Origin of the sequence: Brucella anthropi ATCC 49188, from assembly GCF_000017405.1 — a bacterium.
GTDB lineage: Bacteria > Pseudomonadota > Alphaproteobacteria > Rhizobiales > Rhizobiaceae > Brucella > Brucella anthropi.
Genome location: NC_009668.1, coordinates 460,001 through 481,513 on the forward strand (window position 1 = coordinate 460,001; position 21,513 = coordinate 481,513).

The window sequence follows — 21,513 nt, forward strand, 5'->3', positions numbered from 1 at the left end:
GTCCAGCGAATACCCCCGGGGGTAGAGCACTGAATGGGCTATGGGGACTCACCGTCTTACTGATCCTAATCAAACTCCGAATACCGGGGAGTACTACTGGGCAGACACACGGCGGGTGCTAACGTCCGTCGTGGAGAGGGCAACAACCCTGACCACCATCTAAGGTCCCTAAGTTATGGCTAAGTGGGAAAGGATGTGAGGATCCCAAAACAACCAGGATGTTGGCTTAGAAGCAGCCATCATTTAAAGAAAGCGTAACAGCTCACTGGTCTAAATAAGGGTCTTTGCGCCGAAAATGTACCGGGGCTAAAGCCATACACCGAAGCTGTGGATGCACATTTGTGCGTGGTAGCGGAGCGTTCCGTAAGCCTGTGAAGGGACAGTCGTGAGACATCCTGGAGGTATCGGAAGTGAGAATGCTGACATGAGTAACGATAAAGGGAGTGAGAGACTCCCTCGCCGAAAGTCCAAGGGTTCCTGCTTAAAGTTAATCTGAGCAGGGTTAGCCGGCCCCTAAGGCGAGGCCGAAAGGCGTAGTCGATGGGAACCACGTTAATATTCGTGGGCCTGCAGGTAGTGACGGATCGCGTGTGTTGTAAGGTCTTATTGGATTGATCTTGCAGCGAAGCGGTTCCAGGAAATAGCTCCTGCATATAGACCGTACCCTAAACCGACACTGGTGGACTGGTAGAGAATACCAAGGCGCTTGAGAGAACTGCGTTGAAGGAACTCGGCAAAATGCACGCGTAACTTCGGAAGAAGCGTGACCTCCATTTAGGCAACTAGGTGGGGGTGGCACAGACCAGGGGGTAGCGACTGTTTACCAAAAACACAGGGCTCTGCGAAGTCGCAAGACGACGTATAGGGTCTGACGCCTGCCCGGTGCTGGAAGGTTAAGAGGAGATGTGCAAGCATTGAATTGAAGCCCCAGTAAACGGCGGCCGTAACTATAACGGTCCTAAGGTAGCGAAATTCCTTGTCGGGTAAGTTCCGACCTGCACGAATGGCGTAACGACTTCCCCGCTGTCTCCAACGCAGACTCAGTGAAATTGAATTCCCCGTGAAGATGCGGGGTTCCTGCGGTTAGACGGAAAGACCCCGTGCACCTTTACTATAGCTTTACACTGGCATTCGTGTCGGCATGTGTAGGATAGGTGGTAGACTTTGAAGCAGTGGCGCCAGCCATTGTGGAGTCATCCTTGAAATACCACCCTTGCCTATATGGATGTCTAACTGCGGCCCGTTATCCGGGTCCAGGACCGTGTATGGTGGGTAGTTTGACTGGGGCGGTCGCCTCCTAAAGAGTAACGGAGGCGCGCGATGGTAGGCTCAGAACGGTCGGAAATCGTTCGTCGAGTGCAATGGCATAAGCCTGCCTGACTGCAAGACTGACAAGTCGAGCAGAGACGAAAGTCGGTCATAGTGATCCGGTGGTCCCGCGTGGAAGGGCCATCGCTCAACGGATAAAAGGTACGCCGGGGATAACAGGCTGATGACCCCCAAGAGTCCATATCGACGGGGTTGTTTGGCACCTCGATGTCGACTCATCGCATCCTGGGGCTGGAGCAGGTCCCAAGGGTATGGCTGTTCGCCATTTAAAGCGGTACGTGAGTTGGGTTCAGAACGTCGTGAGACAGTTCGGTCCCTATCTGCCGTGGGTGTAGGAATATTGATAGGATCTGTCCCTAGTACGAGAGGACCGGGATGGACGTATCTCTGGTGGACCTGTTGTCGTGCCAACGGCATAGCAGGGTAGCTATATACGGACGGGATAACCGCTGAAGGCATCTAAGCGGGAAACCCACCTAAAAACGAGTATTCCCTATCAGAGCCGTGGAAGACTACCACGTTGATAGGCCGGGTGTGGAAGTGCGGCAACGCATGTAGCTTACCGGTACTAATAGCTCGATCGACTTGATCACTCCCATTTACAATATCCATCAAGCGTAGCTTGATGAAAACTTTGCCCCTCACGCCTTATTCACTTCGTGAATGGCTCCGGGTGGGCGGCGCAAAGGCGCCGGCACACAGTCGTGTGCTTATTGTTTATCAGCGTTTATCGCTGATTTATCTGCACGAAAGACAACCAGCTTCTCAAATTTGTGTTCTTCGCCGACCTGGTGGTTATGGCGGAGCGGCTGCACCCGATCCCATTCCGAACTCGGCCGTGAAACGCTCCAGCGCCAATGGTACTTTGTCTTAAGACACGGGAGAGTAGGTCGCTGCCAGGTCTGCCAAGAACACAAATCAAACTATCTTCTCAAATACATACAAAACACCCATAGCGCGGGGTGGAGCAGCCCGGTAGCTCGTCAGGCTCATAACCTGAAGGCCGCAGGTTCAAATCCTGCCCCCGCAACCATCTTTACTTGCGACCCCGTAGCACCCGCTGCGGGGTTTTTGCTTTGCGTGGAAATCGTAAGGATTCCAGCGAGATCGCCCTGAACGTCGATCTCCACCTTGCCGTCGACTGGGGTCAGCACGATCTGATCCACGAGCGAGCGCAGCGTGTCGGCGGCCTCGATCCGCTTCCCCTCATCTTCGTCCTGCAGAGCGTCGTAAAGCTGTTGGACCCGCTTGCGGTATTGCAGTGCCATGCTCGGGTGCAGCAGCGGTGGCGGCTCGTCGGCTTCGGCCAGGAACTGTTCCAGTTCGGTCTTTCGGGCCTCGAGCTTCTTGCTGCGTTCTTTCACCATGTCGACCGAAAGGGCGTCGCTCAGGTACAGGTCGAGGATCTTTTCCAGTTCTCGGTTGACCTTGGCCAGTTCCGCCTCGGCCGACGCGATACCCGCACGGCCTTCCATGCGCAGGCGGTTCATCTCCTGCGTGAAGACCTCGCAGAAATGGGCGAAGAGCTCCGGATCGACGAGCTTGGTGCGCAGCGCATTGAGTACACGCGATTCAAGCTCGTCGCGGCGGATGTTGACCCGGTTGTTGCAGGTCCCCTTGTTGCGCGCTGTCGCACATCCGATCAGCGTCGCCGAAATCGCGGAATAGCCGCCACCACAGCAGGAACATTTGGTCAGTCCCGAGAAGAGGTATTTGGGACGGCGGCGGGTATTGATCCGGGAGAGATCGGCCTCGCCGTTTTCCTTCCGTGCGATCTTGTTCTTTTCCTGTCGCGCCTTCACCGCGCTCCAGAGGTCGTCGTCGAGAATGCGCAGCTCCGGCGCCTCCTGGATGACCCATTCCTCTTCCGGGTTGGGGCGGGCCTGCCGCTTGCCGGTGCTCGGATCTTTGACGAAGCGCTGTCGGTTCCAGACGATCTTGCCGACATACATCTCATTGTTGAGGATGCCGTTGCCCCGTTTCGGGTTGCCGTTGATCGTGCTGAAGCCCCAGTCGCCGCCTGACGGAGCGGGAATGCCTTCCTTGTTCAGGGCGAAGGCGATGGTCTTGGCCGATTTGCCGGCGGCATAGTCGCGGAAGATGCGGCGCACGACTTCGGCCTGGAATTCGTTGATGGTGCGATCGCCGCGGATCGGCTCGCCGTTCGCATCGAACTTCTTGACCACATCGTAGCCATAGGCATTGCCGCCACCCGATTTGCCTGCCTCGACGCGGCCGCGCTGCCCGCGGCGGGTCTTGTCGGCCAGATCCTTCAGGAACAGCGCATTCATCGTGCCCTTGAGGCCGACATGCAGATGCGTCACCTCGCCTTCCGACAGGGTGAACATCTTCACGTCGGCATAGGACATGCGCTTGAAGATGCCCGCGATGTCTTCCTGGTCGCGGGAGAGGCGGTCCATCGCCTCGGCGAGGATCAGGTCAAAGCGGCCGCCCATTGCGTCGGCCATGAGCGCCTGAATGCCCGGCCGGATCAGCGAGGCGCCGGAGATCGCGTGGTCCGAATACTCCTCGACGATGTGCCAGCCCTGCTTCTCGGCATGGAGACGGCACATACGGAACTGGTCGGCGATGGAAGCGTCGCGTTGATTGTCGGAAGAATAGCGAGCGTAGATCGCGACTTTCAAAACTTGGCTCCCATCCATATCAGGAGGAGCGCTTCCTCCTTTGCCGTGACATCATCACTTCCTCTGCATAGCACTCCTGCGCCGCCTGCCTCGCCAGGATGCCGACCAGTCGCAGAAGGCGTGGGTCGGGATTGCCGCGTGGCGTAAACGTCAGCTCCGGCACGTCCAGCAGCAAGGATTCGAGCAGCGCTTCGCGCTCTCCTCCTGTCATCTTTGCCGGGTTTCCTGGGGCTCGCAAGGTCATAACTTGCAGCATTCGCCCCGAGGGAAGCATAAGCAACGGAAATTGAAGGCGAATATTCGGCGGCAATTGGCGCGGGTGAGCGTGCTATCGCGTAGCTCAGCGTGTCCTGGCGAGCCATGGCGTAGCAAAATAACCTATCGGAATCCCTCGCTGGCCCGGTCATCATTGGCCTCGTCGCCTCTCCTCATGAGGTCATTGACTGTAGGCGCAACCTTATCGTATTGTAATTCGCGATACAAGGCGCTATATGCCGACCAAGGAGATTCGCCATGGCCACGACCGCCGAACGCAAGGAATACCCGATCTCGATGCGCTTGCCCGAGGCGGATGTCGCAATGATCGATCGCGCCGCCAGCTTGCGCGGCCGCTCGCGCACCGATTTCGTGCGCGACGCCGCTGTGCGCGCGGCCGAGGAGGTCGTCATGGAGCAGGGCCTGATCCGGATGAGCCCGGAGGGCTTCGCCGAGTTCATGGATGTGCTGGCGCGTCCGGCCGCTCCCGTTCCGGAGATGGTAGACGTTCTGAAGCGGCCCGCGCCATGGGAGCCCGGCTACGTGGCGAAGCGGTAAGCTCTTGCACCTTTCGGGTCCTGAACCGCTCTCTGCCGAACACGATGTGTCCGAGTTCACCTGTGGCAAGCCCACGCTTGACCACTGGCTGAAATCACGCGCCCTCTCCAATCAGCAGAAGGGCTTCACCGCCGTCCTCGTCGTGCATGAGGCTGGGCGCGTGGTCGGCTTCTACGGCCTCGCGCCTACCGGTGTGGTGCCTTCGGTTCTGCCGCGTTCGATCAGGACGGGGCAGCCGCCCAACCCGGTCCCCTGTATGCTGCTCGGCCAACTCGCAACCGACACCGGATGGGCAGGGCTGGGCATCGGGACCGGTCTTGTGAAGCATGCTCTCCAGCGCTGCGTTCAGGCCGCATCGCTGATCGGCGGGCGGGCCTTGCTGGTCAACGCCGTCGACGGGGAGGCGGCCAAGTTCTGGAGGCGGCGTGGCTTCGAGCCTTCCAGGGATGATCCCCTGGTTCTGCTCCGCTCGATCAGCGACATCGCTGCCTCGCTCGGCGAGGGCGGTGGGTGAAAGCTTGGCTGGCCTCCAACCGTAGCGATCCGCCCCTTCAGTCAGATTGAAGTAGATCAGATCCGCCCATGCAAATTCGTCCTCCCCCATTGCCCACATTCCACTGGCAGATGTTCGTGCTTTCCTTCGCGCTATTCTGGGCGGTCGGCGGCATGCCCGAACCTGCCAAGGCTCAGCCTCGGCCGCAGATTGCGAAGTGCGTTCCCGGCCAGGCCCGTACCGCCGACGAATATTGCCTCGTTGATGGCGACACGATCTGGATCGACGGGGAAAAGCTGCGCATGGAAGGCTACGACACCCCGGAACCGCAAACCCACATCTGTGGTGGCGACGCCGAAATCGCGCTGGCACACCGAGCCAGTGATCGGGTGATCGAGCTGCTGAACTCGCACGACTGGACCGTCGAATATGGAGAGCCGGACAACACCGGCACGCGGACGCTCGTGACGATCAGAATCGGTGGTCGCGACATCGGTGACATCCTGATTGCCGAAAGGCTGGCCAGACCCTGGCCCGATGGCGAAGAATGGTGGTGCAACCCGTAGACGTTAGTTCCACGCCGTCGACCGCCTGGCGAGATCAAACTAACTCACTGTGCGCCCCTTCTCTGTCGTTTCGACGATGATCCGCTGATCCTGGAAGCAGCTTTTCAGCGCCCAGTGTGACCAAGGCTTTGCCGTGCGAGGTAGGCGCGACTTGATGGAGTAGCTGTTCATCGCACTTGCATTCCCGCCGCTCGGATTCGACAACTGGTGTACTCGGGGGAAAATGCCATGCAGCTTGAGCGTGCTCGCATCAGAAATTTCCGTTCACTTCGCGATGTCGAAGTCGTTTTTGGCGCACACACCGCATTGATCGGCGGCAATGGCGCAGGAAAGTCTTCAATCTTGAAGGCTATCGAGAAGTTCTACTCGACTACGAAAAACTGCGACGCTGACGATTTCTTTGGACGCGATCAAGGGCAGCCGATCGAGATTGAACTAACCTTTCACCAGCTTAGCGAGCAAGAAGCCGCAGCGTTCGAGGATCGGGTGCGGGATGGTAGGTTGGTCGTCACCCGCATTTTTGACGGAGGTCCATCAAGTGGACGCTATCATGGTGTCGTTCCACAGATTCCCGACTTCGTCGCTGTTCGGGCTCATTCCGCAGCCACACCCAAGCGCGCTGCTTATAATGCCCTGCGCGAGAATAACCCACTCTACGCCGACCTTCCCACTGCTGGCAGTGCGGCAGCGGTCGACCAGGCGATGCTAACCTGGGAGGCTGAGCATCCCGATCAGTTGGTGCTGCTGCCCGACGATGGTCAGTTTTTCGGATTCCAGAACAACAGCCGAGGCAAGCTCCAGCAGCACACGAGCTTCGTGTTCATTCCGGCGGTTCGCGACGCATCAGCGGACGCGGCGGACGGCAAGACGAGCGTCATCGGCAAACTACTCGAACTGCTAGTGCGCAGTCAGATCCTTCAGCGGCCGGACGTTCAAGCGTTCAAGGCGCAGTTGACCGAGGCCTACCAGGCCTTGGTATCCGCCGAAAATATGCCTGAACTCGGTGCGCTCGCTGGGACCCTCACCGCCGACCTGCGGGGTTTGTATCAAGATGCTGAAGTTTCGTTGGCCTGGCGCGAGGTCGGCGAGATGCCAGTCCCGTTGCCAATGGCGGATGTGTTTCTCAAGGACGAAGGCTTCGGTGGACCGGTGGACAGGCAAGGTCACGGCCTCCAGCGTGCCTTCATCTTTACACTTCTCCAGCATCTTGCGCGAACTGCCGTGCCGGAGGGCGACGAGGCACCCCCTGATAGTGACGTTGACGGCAGTGATGACGCGCCCGCTGCGGCTGCGGCTGCGGTCATGGCGCAGGCACCGACGCTTATCCTCGCAATTGAAGAACCCGAACTGTATCAGCATCCGACCAAACAGCGGCACTTCGCGGAAGTGCTGCGGGGCTTGAGTAGCGGTACGCTCCCTGGCGCGCAGGGCCACACACAGGTTATCTTCGGTTCGCACTCGCCAATGTTCATTTCGATGGGGAAGGCCGACGAGATCAGGCTTACCCGGCGCTCGCATTGTGACGACAGTGAATTCAAGCAATGCAGCCTGCAAGCGCTGGATCTCGGCACCGTTGCGCAGAAGCTCGAACGCGGCTGGAATAAGCCCGCTGGCACTTTCAGTGCACAGACTTTGATGCCGCGGTTGCACATTCTCGGTGCTGAATTGGCCGAAGGCTTTTTCGCCACCGGTGTGATTCTGGTTGAGGGCCGAAGCGATAAAGCGGCGCTCACCGCGACGGCGCGGATGCTCGGCGTGAATTTCGAGGCGGCCGGCATCGCCATCCTGTCAACCGAAGGCAAAGCCAATCTCGATCGTCCCTATGTGATTTTTCGCGAGCTGGGTATTCCAACCTTCATGCTATGGGATTGCGACCAGCAGTTACCCGAGGCTAAACGAACGCCGGCAACCGATCTTGCTTTGAGCAAGCTCGCTAAGCCGAACGATCAGATCGACGCCGCGCCCACTAGCGACCTCATCAGCGATTGTTACGCGCATTTCGAAAAGACATTGGAGCACAAGCTCAAGGAGGATCTCACGCCTGAAGTACACACGGCGTGCCTTGCTGCTGCCTGCGAACCCTTTGGTGTGCATCCGAGCAACGATGCGCAGAAGATACCGGAAATCGTCTATCAGACACTTCTCCGTGCTAAAGAACAGGGCCACGAGAGCGAGATGCTGAAGAGCCTCGTCCGTGCCATGTGGCGTTTCTTCCGCGATGAGGAAATCCCGGACCCGACGGAGGCGCAAGCTCCGGTAGCAGTGGGTGCGTGATCCATGTGTGGCACTGTAACGAGGAACTGATTCGTGGCGACGCTCAAGATCATCCATACGGCTGACTGGCAGCTCGGAAAGCCGTTCGGGCGCTTTCCGCAGGAGGTGCGTAGTGCGTTGGCTGAGGCTCGCCTCGATGCCATCGATCGCCTCGGTGCTGCGGCAATATCCAGCGGTGCCACGCACATCGTCGTCGCCGGTGATGTGTTCGACAACGTCGAACCCGGCGACCGCATCGTCACGCAGATGCTGTCACGTATGCAGCGGGCGTCGGTCACCTGGTGGCTGATGCCGGGCAACCACGATCATGCGCGAGCCGGTGGACTCTGGAGCAGGCTGCGCGGGCGTGCGCCTGCCTCAGTCCGGATCGTGGACACTCCCGAGCCTATTGAGATGGAGCAGGGTGCTTGGCTTCTGCCGGCGCCCCTGGAGCACCGGAAGACGGTGTCCGATCCTTCCGCGGCGATGGTCGATATGACGACGCCGCCGGGGGCACTCCGCATCGGTCTCGCACATGGCTCCATCACAGAGTTTGGCGCCACCGGAGAGAGCTCCAATCTGATCCCGCCGGATCGCGCCAAGTCCGCGGGCCTTGACTACCTCGCGCTCGGGGACTGGCATGGCTTTTTGACGGTTGGCGACCGGACCGCTTACAGCGGGACCCCTGAAATTGACCGGTTCGGGCGCGATGAGCCGGGCGGCTGCATCGGCGTGAGCCTGCGATCCAACGAAACGCCCGAGCTGCAGCGGATCGAGACCGGTCGATATCGCTGGATGTCGCGCCGCTGGAGTATGGAGAACATGGAAGACTTGGACCGTGAACTCGCCGCGCTCCGCAGCGAGGCGCGTTTGTCGGACGTGCTCCTTTCGCTCCATCTCGTCGGTGTGGTGAGTCTCGCCGACCGCGTCACGATGACGTCGGCCGTCCAGGACTGTCTGGCGCACGAACTGCGGCATTTGGAACTCGACGCGGATGGCCTGACCGCGCGTCCGACGGCAGAGGACGTCGCCCAAATCGATGTCCAAGGTGCGCTCGCCGGGGCGACTGCTACCCTACAGGCCAGGGCTACCGGATCGGGTTCCGATGCCCAGATCGCCGCCGCGGCGCTGGAGCGTCTCTATGTCGAGGCGATGCGATTCGATGCGGAGGTTGCGCGATGATCCTCAAATCCCTGGAGGTCGAGAACTTCCGCAAGTTCCGCGAACCGCTACGCATCGACGGCTTCACCGACGGTTTGAACATCGTAGTCGAGCCGAACGAGACGGGCAAATCTACCCTATTGGAGGCCCTGCGTGCGGCCTTCTTCATCCGCTACTCCGCCAAGACCGAACTCGTCCGTTCCTATGTCCCGACTGGTGATGACGTGGCGCCCCGTGTCACTGTCGGCTTCGGCCTCAACGGGCAGACTTGGAGGCTCGAGAAGCAGTTCATGAAGTCTCCCTCCGTGCGACTTACCGGCGCGAGCGGGCGACGAGAGAGCGATGCGGCCGAAGAAGCGCTGCAGGAGCTGCTCGGATTCGAGCGGGGCAACAACCGGGGCAGCGATCCCGAAACGCGCGGGCCCCTTGGCATGCTCTGGGTCGAGCAGGCGACGGCACTCTCCGTGGAGAGTCCAAACCGCATCGTGCGCGATACCGTTCGGGGAGTGCTCGAGGCGGAAGTCGGCGCGGTGACGGGTGGTCGACGCTTTGACGCGATCCGGGCCAGCATCGAAGCGGCATATTCAGCGCTGCGCACATCGGCGACGGGCAAGTCGCGCGGCGACTTAGCGGTGGCAGAGGCTCGCGTGTCCACGGCGACGGCTGCCCGCCAGGCGGCCGAGACCAACTTCCATGAATACGAGAACACTCTCACCGAGTTGGACGCGGCGAGGTCACGGCTTAGGATTATCGAGCGTGATCTCGTCGACCCAGAGGCGGCGGAGCAGCGAAAAAAGCTCGAGGCGGACCAGAAGGTCGCGGAGACCGCCTCTCTGCGGTCGACTGCGGCGGAGGCGCAATTCGGACGCGCCGACGAGGTCGCGAAGACGGCTTCGTCGAGGATCGAGCGATTGGACGCAGCCGAGGCTCGCGTCGGATCCGCCGGCACATACCTCGAAGAGAAGGCTCGTCTGCGGGACGAAGCCAAGGCTGAGGCTGCTCGTGCCGGTGAGGAGGAAAAATCACTCCGCGCCGCGCTCGACGAGGCTCGCGCGGAAAGGGAGAAACACGAGGAGGCACTGTCCTCCGCACGCGCGCGATTGCGCGGGTTCGCTAATGCCGCGGGCGCTCGTCGCGCGATCGATGCGCGAAAAGCTCTAGCCGAGCTAGAGGAGCGTGAGCGTGCGCTGGTTGATGACTCCGCCGGGGCCGTCGATAGTGACGACCTTGAGGAGATTACCGAACTCGAGCTTGCCGCCATCCAGGCACGCGCCCGGTTCGAAGCAGGCGCTGTGAAGGTAGAAGTCGAACTCGGGGCGGGCGCATCTTTGAGGATTGACGGGTTGACGACCGACGTCACCAGCGTTGACGTCCTCAAGACCACCAAGTTCGAGTTGGGTGATGCGGGCAGCCTAGTCGTGCGCCCGCCGCAGGGTTCGGGTCAGTCCATTGAGGCCGATCTTGCAGCGGCGACGGAAGAACTCGCTTCCGCCTTGCGGTCGCTCGGCATCAAGTCGCATGCGGAGGGCGTGGCCCGGAACGAACGGGCCTCCGCTGCCAAGCGCGAGTTGAAGGCGCTCCGGACACAGATCGCCTCGGCATGTCCTGGAGATCCGACAATCGGGTTGGCGCCCGGGGCAGATGCCCTGCGCGCCTTCGTGGCCGAGCTGGGCGACATCGCCGACGTTGTCGCCCCAACCGACAATGTCGACACGCTGGAGAAGGCGGTGGTCGACGCCAAGCTCGCCGAGGCTGCCGCATCCGGAAAGCGCGAAGACGGGAGGACGGCTCTGTCGAAGGCGGAGAGTACGCTCGCAACGGCCGAAGCCGATTATTCCGCAGCCATCCGCGAATCCGAGGCTGCGGCTGAAGATCTCCGGAACCTCCTAGAGATCGGGGATCGGGAAACGCTCGAAGCGGCGCGCGGTGAGGCTCAGCGGGAGCGTGCCGCGAAGTTCGAAGCTCTCGAGAAGGCGCGCGAAAGCGCCACGTCTTTCGACGCCGACGCTATCCGACGCCGCATTGTGAACCTCGATCGTGCCGCCAGCCGGGCCGGCGAGGAACGACTTGAACTGACCGCCCGGATCGCGTCGCTCGAATCCACGATCGTTAGGGAAGGGACAAACGGGCCTGCCGGTCGCCTTGCCGAAACGCGGGAGGAAGAGGAGGCCGCGATCGCCGCTTGCGATCGTTTGCGGCATGAGGCCGACATGCTTGAGGTGCTCCGCGAGGCGCTGTCGGATGCCGCGAATGAAGCGTCGAGGACATTCCTCGCACCCGTCACGGCTCGGGCTAGTCGATACATCCAGCAGCTTCTTCCCGGATGTGATCTGTCATTCAACGAGGAGCTCGGGCTGACCGGCCTCACGAGGGCGGGGATCGATGAATCCTGTGGTGATCTCAGTCGAGGCACGCAGGAGCAGTTGGCGATATTGACTCGGCTCGCGTTTGCGGACCTCCTGCTCGAGGATGGAGCGCCGATCTCTCTGATCCTCGACGACCCTCTCGTCTATTCCGATGATGCCCGCTTGGAGACGATGACCGACATCCTGCAGGACGCTTCGAAGCGGATGCAGGTGATACTTCTCACGTGCCGGTCGAAGGCTTTTCGTCACGTCGAAGCCAATAGGATCACGCTGAGATGAGCAAACGGATGGATGCGGCGAACCGCTACAGGCTCGCCTTCACTGAAGCGGAGGAGGCGCTGGTCGCACGGATCGATTTGCGTTGATCGCATGCCAACCATGCCGAGGCCCGTGCTGCCTACCTCGCGAACCAAGCCGATCTTGGATATGTTGAGATCGCTGAGAGAGCGGGACGCCGTGCCTGCTCAACGGATCAGCTATTGGACCCAGATTATCAGCCTGGACGCTTGAAGGGCTCATATGAGCAGCCGTTCGAGCGCAATGATTGCCGGAGCGAGGAAATCTATACTGGCCTTCCCGCGAGGCGCTCGTCGAGAACCGGCTCGTCCCAGGTGCGCGTCACCCCGAGCCACTTGTCGATCACCGCCTGAAACTGGGGCTCTGCGAAACAGGTCTGGAACGTGTAGAGGCGATTGACCACTTGCCGCATCAGGTCGCGCATCTCCTCATCGTCGAACCGCGACACGCTTCCCCAGGGGATGTGGTTGCCGTCGGCGTCGATGACGAAGACATCGGAATAGTCACCGGTCTTCGTGACCGGGACCGGCCCCGCATGCAGGTCCTCCAGCATGCTGTTGCGGACGCAGATCATCGCCATCGCCTTGGCGAGCGTCGCCGCTAACTGTTCTTCTTCCTTCCGGCCCATTTTCGTCCTCCGGATCATTGTCAGAGGCCCGGCAACATGCCATCGGCGGCTGCGCTCGCTGGCGTCTCCGCGATCACCAGCCGCTCGTCGGGCAGCGGCCGTTGCAGGTCCTTCGCTTCCTTCCAGTCGGCGGTTAGCCAGGTCTCGACTTCGTCACGGCCCGTCAGGATGACGGGCATGGCCTTCGGATGGATCGGTTTCACCACGCCATTGGCCTCGGTCGTCAGGAAGGCGAACAGCTGATGATCGCCCGGACGCGGGGTCCGGTTCGATCCGCGGGTTCCGCGCCATGGCGTCCAGATTCCCGCGAAGAAGAACAGGGGCTGGGTCTCATCGAGGGCGAACCAGTGCAGCGGTTTGCGCTTCGTGAATGGCGTCCAGATTCCCGCGAAGAAGAACAGGGGCTGGGTCTCATCGAGGGCGAACCAGTGCAGCGGTTTGCGCTTCGTGACCGGATCGGGCTTTTGCCCATATTCGGAAAAGGCGGTGGCCGGGACCACGCTGCGATGCTCAACTCCGAGCCATTTGCGCCAATGGGGGCTGGCCGTGTTGCGGATATTGGTGACGCCGGTGTCCGGTGCATCGCGGGACTTCAGATATTCGATGGGCGTCGGCATGCCCCAGGTCAGCGAAGCCAGTTCCCGTCCGCCATCGGTGTTGCGCACCACCGGAGCCGGCCGGTCGGGATAGACGTCGATCGAAGGTTCGAGATTGCCGATGCTGTCATGGGTGGCGGCCACGAAATCCCTGATCGCCTGCTGATTGGTCGTAATGCGATACAGGTTGCACATCGCCCCACTACTCTCCTTGCGAATACTTTACGCCACCATAGGGCATCGCGCGCCGTCGATCACTTCCGGGATGGCCGAGATTGACTCTCGACCCACAAGAGAACAAATAAAGAACATAGCAACAGAATCGACCAGTGCAAAGCCCCGGAGACGCCATCCTCATATGCCCAGCCGTGCCGACAGCCCAGCCATTGCCGAACTTCGGGCGCGCATCGCGCGGCTCGAAGGCGATGGCGTGCGTCCGCACGAGGTGCTGCCCTTCGGGATCGCGCCGCTGGATCGCAAGCTGCCCGGTGGCGGACTGGCGCTCGGATGCCTCCATGAAGTCGCCGGAGGCGGCAACGGGGCGGTGGATGGCGCGGCTGCCGCCTGTTTCACCGCCGGGATCGCCGCCCGCACCGCCGGCCAGGTGCTCTGGTGCGTGGCGCTCCAGGATCTCTTCGCACCGGGGCTGGAGCAGGCCGGATTGCCGCCCGGCCGGGTGATCTTCGTCGAAGCCGGGGACGACAAGGCGACTCTCGCCTGTATGGAGGAAGGGCTGCGGCATGGCGGGCTGGGGGCGGTCGTCGGTGACGTCGCGCGCCTGCCGATGCCCGCCTCGCGGCGGCTGCATCTGGCCGCGAAAGGTTCGGCGACGATCTGCATCGCGTTGCGCCGCTGGCGGCGGCAGGCGGAGGCGAGCGATTTCGGGCAGCCGACGGCGGCGATGACCCGCTGGCGGATCTCGGCGCTGCCGTCCGCGCCCCTTCCGGTTCCCGGTGTTGGACGGCCGCGCTGGCTCGTTGAGTTGATCCGGGCGCGGGCGGGCGAATGTCTCGATATCGAACTGGAGGCGTGCGATGGCTCGGGTCATCTCTGTCTTCCTGCCGAACTGGCCGACAGACCGGTTGCGGCGGAAGGCGGGCGACGCAGCGCCGCCCGGTGAGGCGCCGCTGGTCATCGCCGGAAAGGAGAAGAACCGCCGGGTGGTGACGGCGGCCGATCCGGCCGCGCAGGCGCTCGGCCTGCGCGCCGGAATGCCTGTCACCAAGGCCCAGGCGATGGTGCCCGGCCTCCACATCGAGCCCGCCGACCCGCGGGCCGACCTGGACAGCCTCGAACGCCTCGCGCTCTGGGTGCTGCAACGCTTCTCACCTATCGTCGCCGCCGACGCGCCGGACGGGATCGTCATCGACGCGACCGGCGCCGACCATCTGCATGGCGGTGAGGCGGCCATGCTGGAGGTGCTGACCGGTCGGCTTGTCATGTCCGGCGTCACCGCCCGCGCCGCCATTGCCGATAGCTGGGGCGCGGCCCATGCGCTGGCGCGCTACGCGGCCGATCCGCTGTTTGTCGCCCCTCCCGGCGAAACCGTCCCGGTCCTCGCGCCGCTGCCGCTGCAAGCACTGCGCCTGCCGCCCGCGATCGCGGTGGGGTTGAATGACCTGGGCTTTGTCCGCATCGGCGACCTGATCGGGCAGCCCCGTGCGCCCCTGACCCGGCGCTTCGGCCCGGAGCTCTGCCGGCGTCTCGATCAGGCCCTGGGTGCGGTCGCCGAACCCATCGAGCCGATCCGACTGGAGGAGCTGGTCTCCGTCCGCCGCGTCTTCGCCGAACCCATAGGCGCCGCCGAGACCATCGCGCGCTATATTCGCAAGCTGGTCATGGCGCTCTGCGAGGCGCTCGAAGGGCGGGGTCTTGGCGCGCGCCGTCTCGACCTGCTCTGCTACCGCGTCGACAACCGGGTCGAGACGGTGCGCATCGGTCTGGCCATGCCGGTGCGGAATCCCGCGCGCCTGACCCGGCTTCTCTGCGACAAGATCGAGACGATCGCGCCAGGCTTCGGCGTCGAGATCATGTCGCTGACCGCCACCCTGGCCGAACCGCTGGCCCTGAAACAGGCGGCCAGCAGCCTGATCGAAGAGGGGGCGCCGGATCTCTCCGGCCTGATCGACACGCTGGCGAACCGGGTCGGCGCGCGGGCGGTCTATCGCTTCGCCCCGGTGGCGAGCGATGTGCCCGAACGCTCGGTCCGCCGCCTGCCGGCGCTTGCCGAGGATACGGGCGCAGGCTGGCCGGACCATTGGCCGCGCCCCTCGCGGCTGCTCTCCCAGCCGGAGCCGATCGAGACCATGGCGCTGCTGCCGGACCATCCTCCGAACTGGTTCTCCTGGAAGGGCGTGCGCCGCCGTGTTCGCCGGGCCGACGGCCCCGAGCGCATCTTCGGGGAATGGTGGAAACGCGATGCCGAGCTCATCGCTGTGCGGGACTATTTCCGGGTCGAGGACGATGCCGGCGAACGCTTCTGGATCTTCCGCTCCGGCGATGGCGAGGATGCGGCCACCGGCTCGCATCGCTGGTTCCTGCACGGGATATTCGGATGAGCGCGCCCGCTTACGCCGAATTGCAGGTGACGTCGCATTTCTCCTTCCTGCGCGGCGCGTCCTCGGCCGAGGAGCTGTTCGCCGCGGCGGCCGCGATGGGGATCGAGGCGCTCGCCGTGACCGATCGCAACACGCTGGCCGGCATCGTGCGCGCCCATGAGGCGGCGAAGGAGGCGGGGGTGCGGCTGATCGTCGGCTGCCGCCTCGATCTTGCCTGCGGCATGTCGGTGCTGGTCTATCCGACCGACCGGGCGGCCTATTCACGGCTTTGCCGATTGCTGTCGCTGGGCAAGGGGAGGGCGGGCAAGGCGCGCTGTCATCTCGAATGGGACGATCTGGTCGCCTATGGCGAGGGGTTGATCGTGGTCCTGGCGCCGGACCTCGCCGACGAGACCTGCGGTCTGCGGCTGCGGCGCCTGCGCGATGCCTTTGGCGATCGCGCCTATCTCGGCCTGACGCTGCGCCGGCGGCCCAATGACCAGATGCGCCTCTGGGAGCTGTCGACGCTCGCTGCGGGCCTAGGTGTGCCCACCGTCGTGACCAATGACGTGCTCTTCCATGAGCCCGGACGCCGCATCCTGCAGGATGTCGTCACCGCGATCCGGCACAATCTCACCGTCGATGCGCTCGGCACCCGGCGCGATCGCCATGCCGACCGCTATCTGAAGCCGCCTGCCGAAATGCACCGGCTCTTCGCGCGCTGGCCCGAGGCTTTGGCCCGGACGCGTGAGATCGCGGATCGCTGCCGCTTCTCGCTCGACGAGCTGCGCTATCAATATCCCGAAGAGCGCGACGATCCGGCGCTGACCCCGCAGGAGACCCTGGAGCGGCTGACCTGGGAGGGCGCGGCGAGCCGCTATCCCGAGGGTGTCCCCGACGAGGTGACAGCGGCGCTGAAGCATGAGCTGGCCCTGATCGGCAAGCTCGACTACGCGCCCTACTTCCTGACGGTGAACAGCATTGTCCGCTTCGCCCGGTCGCGCGGCATCCTCTGCCAGGGGCGCGGATCGGCCGCGAACTCGGCCGTCTGCTATGTGCTCGGTATCACCGCGATCGATCCCGGCCGCAACGATCTCCTCTTCGAGCGTTTCGTCTCCGAGGAGCGCCGGGAGCCGCCGGACATCGACGTGGATTTCGAGCATGAGCGGCGCGAGGAGGTGATCCAGTGGGTCTATGAGCATTACGGCCGCGAGCGCGCCGCGCTAACCGCCACCGTCATCCGCTACCGCTCCAAGGGCGCGCTGCGGGACGTCGGCAAGGCCCTGGGGCTTCCCGAAGACCTGATCCAGACGCTGTCCGGCCAGCTCTGGGGCTGGTCCGAGGCCGGTGTGACCGAGCAGCAGCTCCGCGATCTCAATCTCAACCCGCAAGATCGCCGATTGCGCCTGACGCTCGAACTGGCCGCCCAGCTTCGCGGCGCGCCGCGGCATCTGTCGCAGCATCCGGGCGGTTTCGTGCTGACCCACGACCGGCTCGACGATCTCGTCCCCATCGAGCCCGCGGCGATGGAGGGGCGCCAGATCATCGAATGGGACAAGGACGATATCGACGCGCTGCGCTTCATGAAGGTCGATGTCCTGGCGCTCGGCATGCTGAGCTGCATGCGCCGGGGGCTGGACCTGCTGGCCGAGCACAAGGATATCCGCCTCGATCTGGCGTCGATCCCGGCCGAGGATCCGCGCACCTATGCGATGATCCGCAAGGCCGACACACTCGGCACCTTCCAGATCGAGAGCCGGGCGCAGATGTCCATGCTGCCGCGCCTGAAGCCCCGGACCTATTACGACCTGGTGGTGCAGGTCGCGATCGTGCGGCCGGGGCCGATCCAGGGCGATATGGTTCATCCCTATCTGCGCCGGCGCGAGGGTCTGGAAGAGGTCGACTATCCCCGGCCCGAGCTGGAGAAGGTGCTGGGCAAGACGCTCGGCGTGCCGCTGTTCCAGGAACAGGCGATGCGCGTTGCCATCGAATGCGCGGGCTTCACCGCTGGCGAGGCCGATCTCCTGCGCAAGAGCATGGCGACCTTCAAGCATACCGGCGGGGTCTCGAAGTTCCGCGACCGGCTGATCTCGGGGATGATCGAGCGTGGCTACGAGCAGGACTTCGCGGAGCGGACCTTCCAGCAGCTCGAAGGCTTCGGCTCCTATGGTTTTCCGGAAAGCCATGCGGCGAGCTTTGCGCTGATCGCCTATGCCTCGGCCTGGCTCAAATGCTGGCACCCGGATGTCTTCTGCGCTGCGCTCCTCAACGCCCAGCCCATGGGCTTTTATGCGCCGGCCCAGATTGTGCGCGACGCGCGCGAGCATGAAGTGGAGGTCCGCCCGGTCTGCATCAATGCCTCCCGCTGGGACTGCACGCTGGAGCCGACCGGAGACGAAAGCCGATTCGCCGTCCGCCTCGGGCTGCGGATGGTCAAGGGTCTCGCCAATGCCCATGCCGCCGCCATCGTCGCGGCCCAGGGCGATGAGATGTTCACCTCGGTCGACGATCTCTGGCGGCGGGCGGGTGTACCCGTGGCGGCGCTCGATCAGATCGCGGCGGCCGACGGATTCCGCCCGGCGTTCGGTCTGGCCCGGCGCGAGGCGCAATGGGCCATCAAGGGGCTGCGCGACGAGGAACTGCCGCTCTTCGCCGCCGCCTCGGAGCGCGAGGGACGGACCGTTCCGGAACTCGACGAGCCGGCGATCGCGCTCAGAGCGATGCCTGCTGGCCGCGAGGTGGTCGAGGATTATGGGCATATCGGCCTGTCGCTGCGTCGCCATCCGGTCTCCTTCCTGCGCGAGGACCTGGCGAGGCGCCGGATCGTCACCTGCGCCGAGGCGATGGCGGCCCGTGATCAGCGCTGGCTGGAGGCTGCCGGGATCGTGCTGGTGCGCCAACGCCCCGGTTCGGCCAATGGCGTCATGTTCATCACGCTCGAGGACGAGACCGGCATCGCCAATCTCGTCGTCTGGCAGAAGATTTTCGAGCGCTATCGCCGGGTCATTCTCTCATCGAGCATGATCGCCGTGCGGGGCCGCGTTCAGCGCGAGGGCGAGGTCGTGCATCTCGTCGCCCATCGGATCGTCGATCTGTCGCGGGATCTGGCGACTGTCGTGCAGCGCGAGGTGGCGACGGACGGGCAGCAGGGGCCGGGGGCCGGCGGTATCAGGGTGAAGGCGCGGGATTTTCGGTAAAGCCGGTGGCTTTGACAGAAGGCGGTATCGGTTCGAACCAACGAATCGGCCTGCCTCTCGGGGGTCACAAATCTTCTGGCCGGATCGACCATTCTGCGATTTCTCTATCGATCAATCGCCATTGCTCTAAAAGGTCGGCAAGGTCGGCGCTGTCTACGACCGCATGATCGAGGCCCTCGAATTGGTCACCGAGATATGTGGCGAGGCCCGCACCGCCTTCGTTGGCGAACCACACTCCGACCAGATCCGCGATTTCCTTCAACTGCCTGAGAGTCTTTTCGGCATCGCGAATGTCGAAATCACCAAGCTCCCTGTCCTGCCGACTTTGCTTGTTCCCGGCATGAGCAACATGCGAGTTAACGTGCTCGGCAATTCGATCAAGGCTGGCGAGCCGAGTTTCGATCTTCTCCAATACCGTGGCTGAGATCAGATCGCTCGGGTTACGCCCTGATGGAGACACGCCGCTCAAAACATCGAAATGCCGATGCGCGGCCTGACTTTTCATGAGCTCTGGATCACCCCACACCGGACGCCCATTCGCGGCGACGAGGTGGTCATGTTGTTCTTGATGCAGGCGATCGAGATCGTATTGCGCGTCAAGCACTTTCTCGACGTAGATTCTCCTGGTCAACCAGTTTTGGCTCGCTTTCACGTCGTTGACGACAGATCGGATCGAGTAAACTCCCTTGGGGCCATTGATCGGGGCCTTATCGAGAAGTCGGCGAGTGCCGAGAAGCAGGCTTGACCAGTATCCCTCGGAAACGAGATTGAACATCATCTGGTTAAGCGGGGGTCTCGAGCCTCTCTTCTCATTTGCAAGACGGACGATCCGAACCGTCGTGCGAAAGGCGGCGTAGTTCCAGAGCAGATCCTGAATGGTTCTGTGGATGCCCGTTGTCTCGTCGCGAAAAGCATCCCGCCACGTGGCGATGTGCTGGTCATGCTGCGTCATTAGTTTTCCAAGCCTGAGCGCCAAACTCACCTCATCATACCGGCAGACGCCAACACCGGCGACGGCTATTCGCTTCTGATTCTTCATTCGCGCGGGCTCTTTTTATTGTTCCCGCGAATAAACGCGCATCTTGCCGTGGGCCTGACGGGGGAAGGCCTTCCCCCTGGCCGGCACTATCGTTGCCGGCGCACCCCCTTCAGCGGGGAGACCCCGCAACGCCCCCTGAGAGGGAGAGTGCGGACGGGTTTTCCGTGACGGGTTGAGTGCTGGAGGAGTGGCCTCCGGCGCCCGTCGCGGAGATCATCCCGATGGCCAGACAGGACCGCGCTCGCCCAGGCGGCGCCCGCAGCAATCTCTATGACGACATCACCGACAAGATCATCGCCGAGCTGGAGGAAGGACGGCTTCCCTGGGTCCAGCCTTGGGGGACTGCGGCGAAAGCGCCGCTTGCCATGCCGCGAAACGCCGCGACCTCGCGGCAGTATTCCGGGATCAATGTGCTGATCCTCTGGGGTGCCGTGGTCCAGAACGGCTATCCGACCCAGCATTGGCTCACCTATCGCCAGGCGGCAGCCCTCGGCGGCAATGTCCGTAAGGGCGAGCACGGCACGACGGTCGTCTATGCCGACCGCTTCACCCCGGAAGACGAGAAGCGCCGAGTCCGCGAGACCGGTGAAGAACCGGGACGCGTCCCGTTCCTGAAGCGTTTCACCGTGTTCAACGCGGCGCAATGCGAAGGCTTGCCCGAGGACATCGCTGTCGAGGCACCACCACCACCGCCAGGCATGATCGAGCCGAGGGTCGAGGCGCTGATCTGTGCCACTGGTATCGATTTCCGCATCGGCGGGGATCGCGCCTTCTATGTTCCGGCGCTCGACTATGTCCAGGTGCCGCCACCGGCCGCCTATTTCGAACCGATCAACTGGCACAGGACGGCGCTCCACGAGATGGGTCACGCCACAGGCCATGCCTCGCGCCTGGGGCGGGATTTTTCGGGCAGTTTCGGCACGAAGAAATACGCCTTCGAGGAGCTGGTGGCTGAGATGAACGCGGCCTTCTGCTGCGCCTCGCTCGGCATCGTGCCGACCGTGCGCCATGCCGACTACATCGGCTCCTGGCTGGAGGTGCTGCGCGAGGATAACCGCGCCATTGTCCGCGCGGCCTCACAGGCCAGTAAGGCGGCCGACTGGCTGCTGGCGCATCTGCCGGCCGAAGATGCCGGGGAACCGGATCCGGCTGCAATCGACGGGAGGGTCGCGGCATGATCCTCCTGACCGGAACACAGCGTGACCGGCTTCTGGCCAATGGATGCCAGCGCGGCGGGGATCACATCCCCGTCGTGAAATTCTTCAACCCCTTCGGCGCGGGCGTCTGGCTCGCCACCGAGCTGGATCAGGGCGGCGACATCATGTTCGGCCTGGCCGATATCGGCTACCCCGAACTCGGCTCGTGGAGCCTGGAAGAGCTGCGTGGGGTCCGGTTGCCCTTCGGCATGGGGATCGAGCGGGATCTGCTCTTCACCGGGGATTTCCCGATCTCGGTCTGGGCGGAGGCTGCGTGGGAAACCGGCAGCATCCAGGCGGCGGAACGAGCCCTCTACCGCGCCGGTGCGGCATTCACCCGCACATCCACAGATACGGAAAGCCGGGAATCCTGATTTCCGGTTGCCGGCTTTGTGGC

The 21,513-nt window shown here is 62.9% G+C and carries 15 protein-coding genes, 1 tRNA gene and 2 rRNA genes (1 of these 18 running past the window's edge); 14 read left to right on the plus strand and 4 right to left on the minus strand.

Going from position 1 to position 21,513, the window contains the following annotated elements:
• The 3 genes from OANT_RS16225 to OANT_RS16235 form a co-directional block, all read left to right on the plus strand.
• Nucleotides 1-1,922, plus strand: a 23S ribosomal RNA gene (locus OANT_RS16225) (it extends 985 nt beyond the left edge of the window).
• A gap of 194 nt (nucleotides 1,923-2,116) precedes the next feature.
• Nucleotides 2,117-2,231, plus strand: a 5S ribosomal RNA gene (rrf, locus tag OANT_RS16230).
• 54 nt (nucleotides 2,232-2,285) lie between these two features.
• Nucleotides 2,286-2,362, plus strand: a tRNA-Met gene (locus tag OANT_RS16235).
• Here OANT_RS16235 and OANT_RS25780 read toward each other — a convergent pair.
• Nucleotides 2,319-3,974: a recombinase family protein gene (locus OANT_RS25780; RefSeq protein WP_012092578.1), complete on the minus strand. Its 1,656-nt coding sequence runs from the start codon at nucleotides 3,972-3,974 to the stop codon at nucleotides 2,319-2,321. The two genes, OANT_RS16235 and OANT_RS25780, sit on opposite strands and share 44 nt — an antisense overlap.
• Before the next feature lie 513 nt (nucleotides 3,975-4,487).
• Between OANT_RS25780 and OANT_RS16250 the strand changes: the two genes are divergently transcribed.
• From OANT_RS16250 to OANT_RS16275, 6 genes are all read left to right on the plus strand, one after another.
• On the plus strand, nucleotides 4,488-4,787 hold the full coding sequence (locus tag OANT_RS16250) for a type II toxin-antitoxin system TacA family antitoxin (protein ID WP_012092580.1): 300 nt from the start codon (nucleotides 4,488-4,490) through the stop codon (nucleotides 4,785-4,787).
• Between the two features lie 46 nt (nucleotides 4,788-4,833).
• Nucleotides 4,834-5,301: a GNAT family N-acetyltransferase gene (locus tag OANT_RS16255; protein WP_223850374.1), complete on the plus strand. Its 468-nt coding sequence runs from the start codon at nucleotides 4,834-4,836 to the stop codon at nucleotides 5,299-5,301.
• Nucleotides 5,302-5,369: 68 nt separating this feature from the next.
• Nucleotides 5,370-5,846: a thermonuclease family protein gene (locus tag OANT_RS16260; protein WP_012092582.1), complete on the plus strand. Its 477-nt coding sequence runs from the start codon at nucleotides 5,370-5,372 to the stop codon at nucleotides 5,844-5,846.
• 228 nt (nucleotides 5,847-6,074) lie between these two features.
• On the plus strand, nucleotides 6,075-8,120 hold the full coding sequence (locus tag OANT_RS16265; RefSeq protein ID WP_012092583.1) for an ATP-dependent nuclease: 2,046 nt from the start codon (nucleotides 6,075-6,077) through the stop codon (nucleotides 8,118-8,120).
• Nucleotides 8,121-8,153: 33 nt separating this feature from the next.
• Nucleotides 8,154-9,281 (plus strand): metallophosphoesterase family protein, encoded by a 1,128-nt coding sequence (locus OANT_RS16270; RefSeq protein WP_012092584.1) that lies wholly within the window; start codon nucleotides 8,154-8,156, stop codon nucleotides 9,279-9,281.
• Nucleotides 9,278-11,905, plus strand: coding sequence for an AAA family ATPase (locus OANT_RS16275; RefSeq protein WP_012092585.1), 2,628 nt, complete (start codon nucleotides 9,278-9,280; stop codon nucleotides 11,903-11,905). The genes OANT_RS16270 and OANT_RS16275 overlap by 4 nt, the downstream gene beginning before the upstream one ends.
• Nucleotides 11,906-12,188: 283 nt before the next feature.
• Here OANT_RS16275 and OANT_RS16280 read toward each other — a convergent pair whose 3' ends face one another.
• Together OANT_RS16280 and OANT_RS16285 are read right to left on the minus strand one after the other, a co-directional pair.
• Nucleotides 12,189-12,551, minus strand: coding sequence for a hypothetical protein (locus tag OANT_RS16280; protein WP_012092586.1), 363 nt, complete (start codon nucleotides 12,549-12,551; stop codon nucleotides 12,189-12,191).
• Nucleotides 12,552-12,571: 20 nt separating this feature from the next.
• Nucleotides 12,572-13,342: an SOS response-associated peptidase gene (locus OANT_RS16285; protein WP_012092587.1), complete on the minus strand. Its 771-nt coding sequence runs from the start codon at nucleotides 13,340-13,342 to the stop codon at nucleotides 12,572-12,574.
• A 163-nt stretch (nucleotides 13,343-13,505) separates the two neighbouring features.
• Here OANT_RS16285 and OANT_RS16290 point away from each other — a divergent pair, with 163 nt between their 5' ends.
• From OANT_RS16290 to OANT_RS16300, 3 genes are read left to right on the plus strand one after another with little or no spacing between them, the layout of a single operon-like run.
• Nucleotides 13,506-14,267: an ImuA family protein gene (locus OANT_RS16290; protein WP_012092588.1), complete on the plus strand. Its 762-nt coding sequence runs from the start codon at nucleotides 13,506-13,508 to the stop codon at nucleotides 14,265-14,267.
• Nucleotides 14,182-15,705 (plus strand): Y-family DNA polymerase, encoded by a 1,524-nt coding sequence (locus OANT_RS16295; protein ID WP_012092589.1) that lies wholly within the window; start codon nucleotides 14,182-14,184, stop codon nucleotides 15,703-15,705. Before OANT_RS16290 ends, OANT_RS16295 begins: the two co-directional genes overlap by 86 nt.
• Entirely contained in the window at nucleotides 15,702-18,881 is a 3,180-nt protein-coding gene (locus OANT_RS16300; protein WP_012092590.1) for an error-prone DNA polymerase, read from the plus strand. Before OANT_RS16295 ends, OANT_RS16300 begins: the two co-directional genes overlap by 4 nt.
• 64 nt (nucleotides 18,882-18,945) lie before the next feature.
• Here the strand turns inward: OANT_RS16300 and OANT_RS16305 are convergent, their stop codons facing one another.
• Entirely contained in the window at nucleotides 18,946-19,920 is a 975-nt protein-coding gene (locus tag OANT_RS16305) for an AbiU2 domain-containing protein (protein ID WP_012092591.1), read from the minus strand.
• Nucleotides 19,921-20,141: 221 nt separating this feature from the next.
• Between OANT_RS16305 and OANT_RS16310 the strand changes: the two genes are divergently transcribed.
• A complete protein-coding gene (locus tag OANT_RS16310) occupies nucleotides 20,142-21,098 on the plus strand; it encodes an ArdC family protein (RefSeq protein WP_012092592.1) in 957 nt (318 codons plus the stop codon).
• Nucleotides 21,095-21,490 carry a DUF2958 domain-containing protein gene (locus OANT_RS16315; RefSeq protein WP_012092593.1) on the plus strand — a complete coding sequence of 132 codons (396 nt, stop codon included), beginning with the start codon at nucleotides 21,095-21,097 and terminating at the stop codon, nucleotides 21,488-21,490. The genes OANT_RS16310 and OANT_RS16315 overlap by 4 nt, the downstream gene beginning before the upstream one ends.
• Nucleotides 21,491-21,513: the final 23 nt, after the last annotated feature.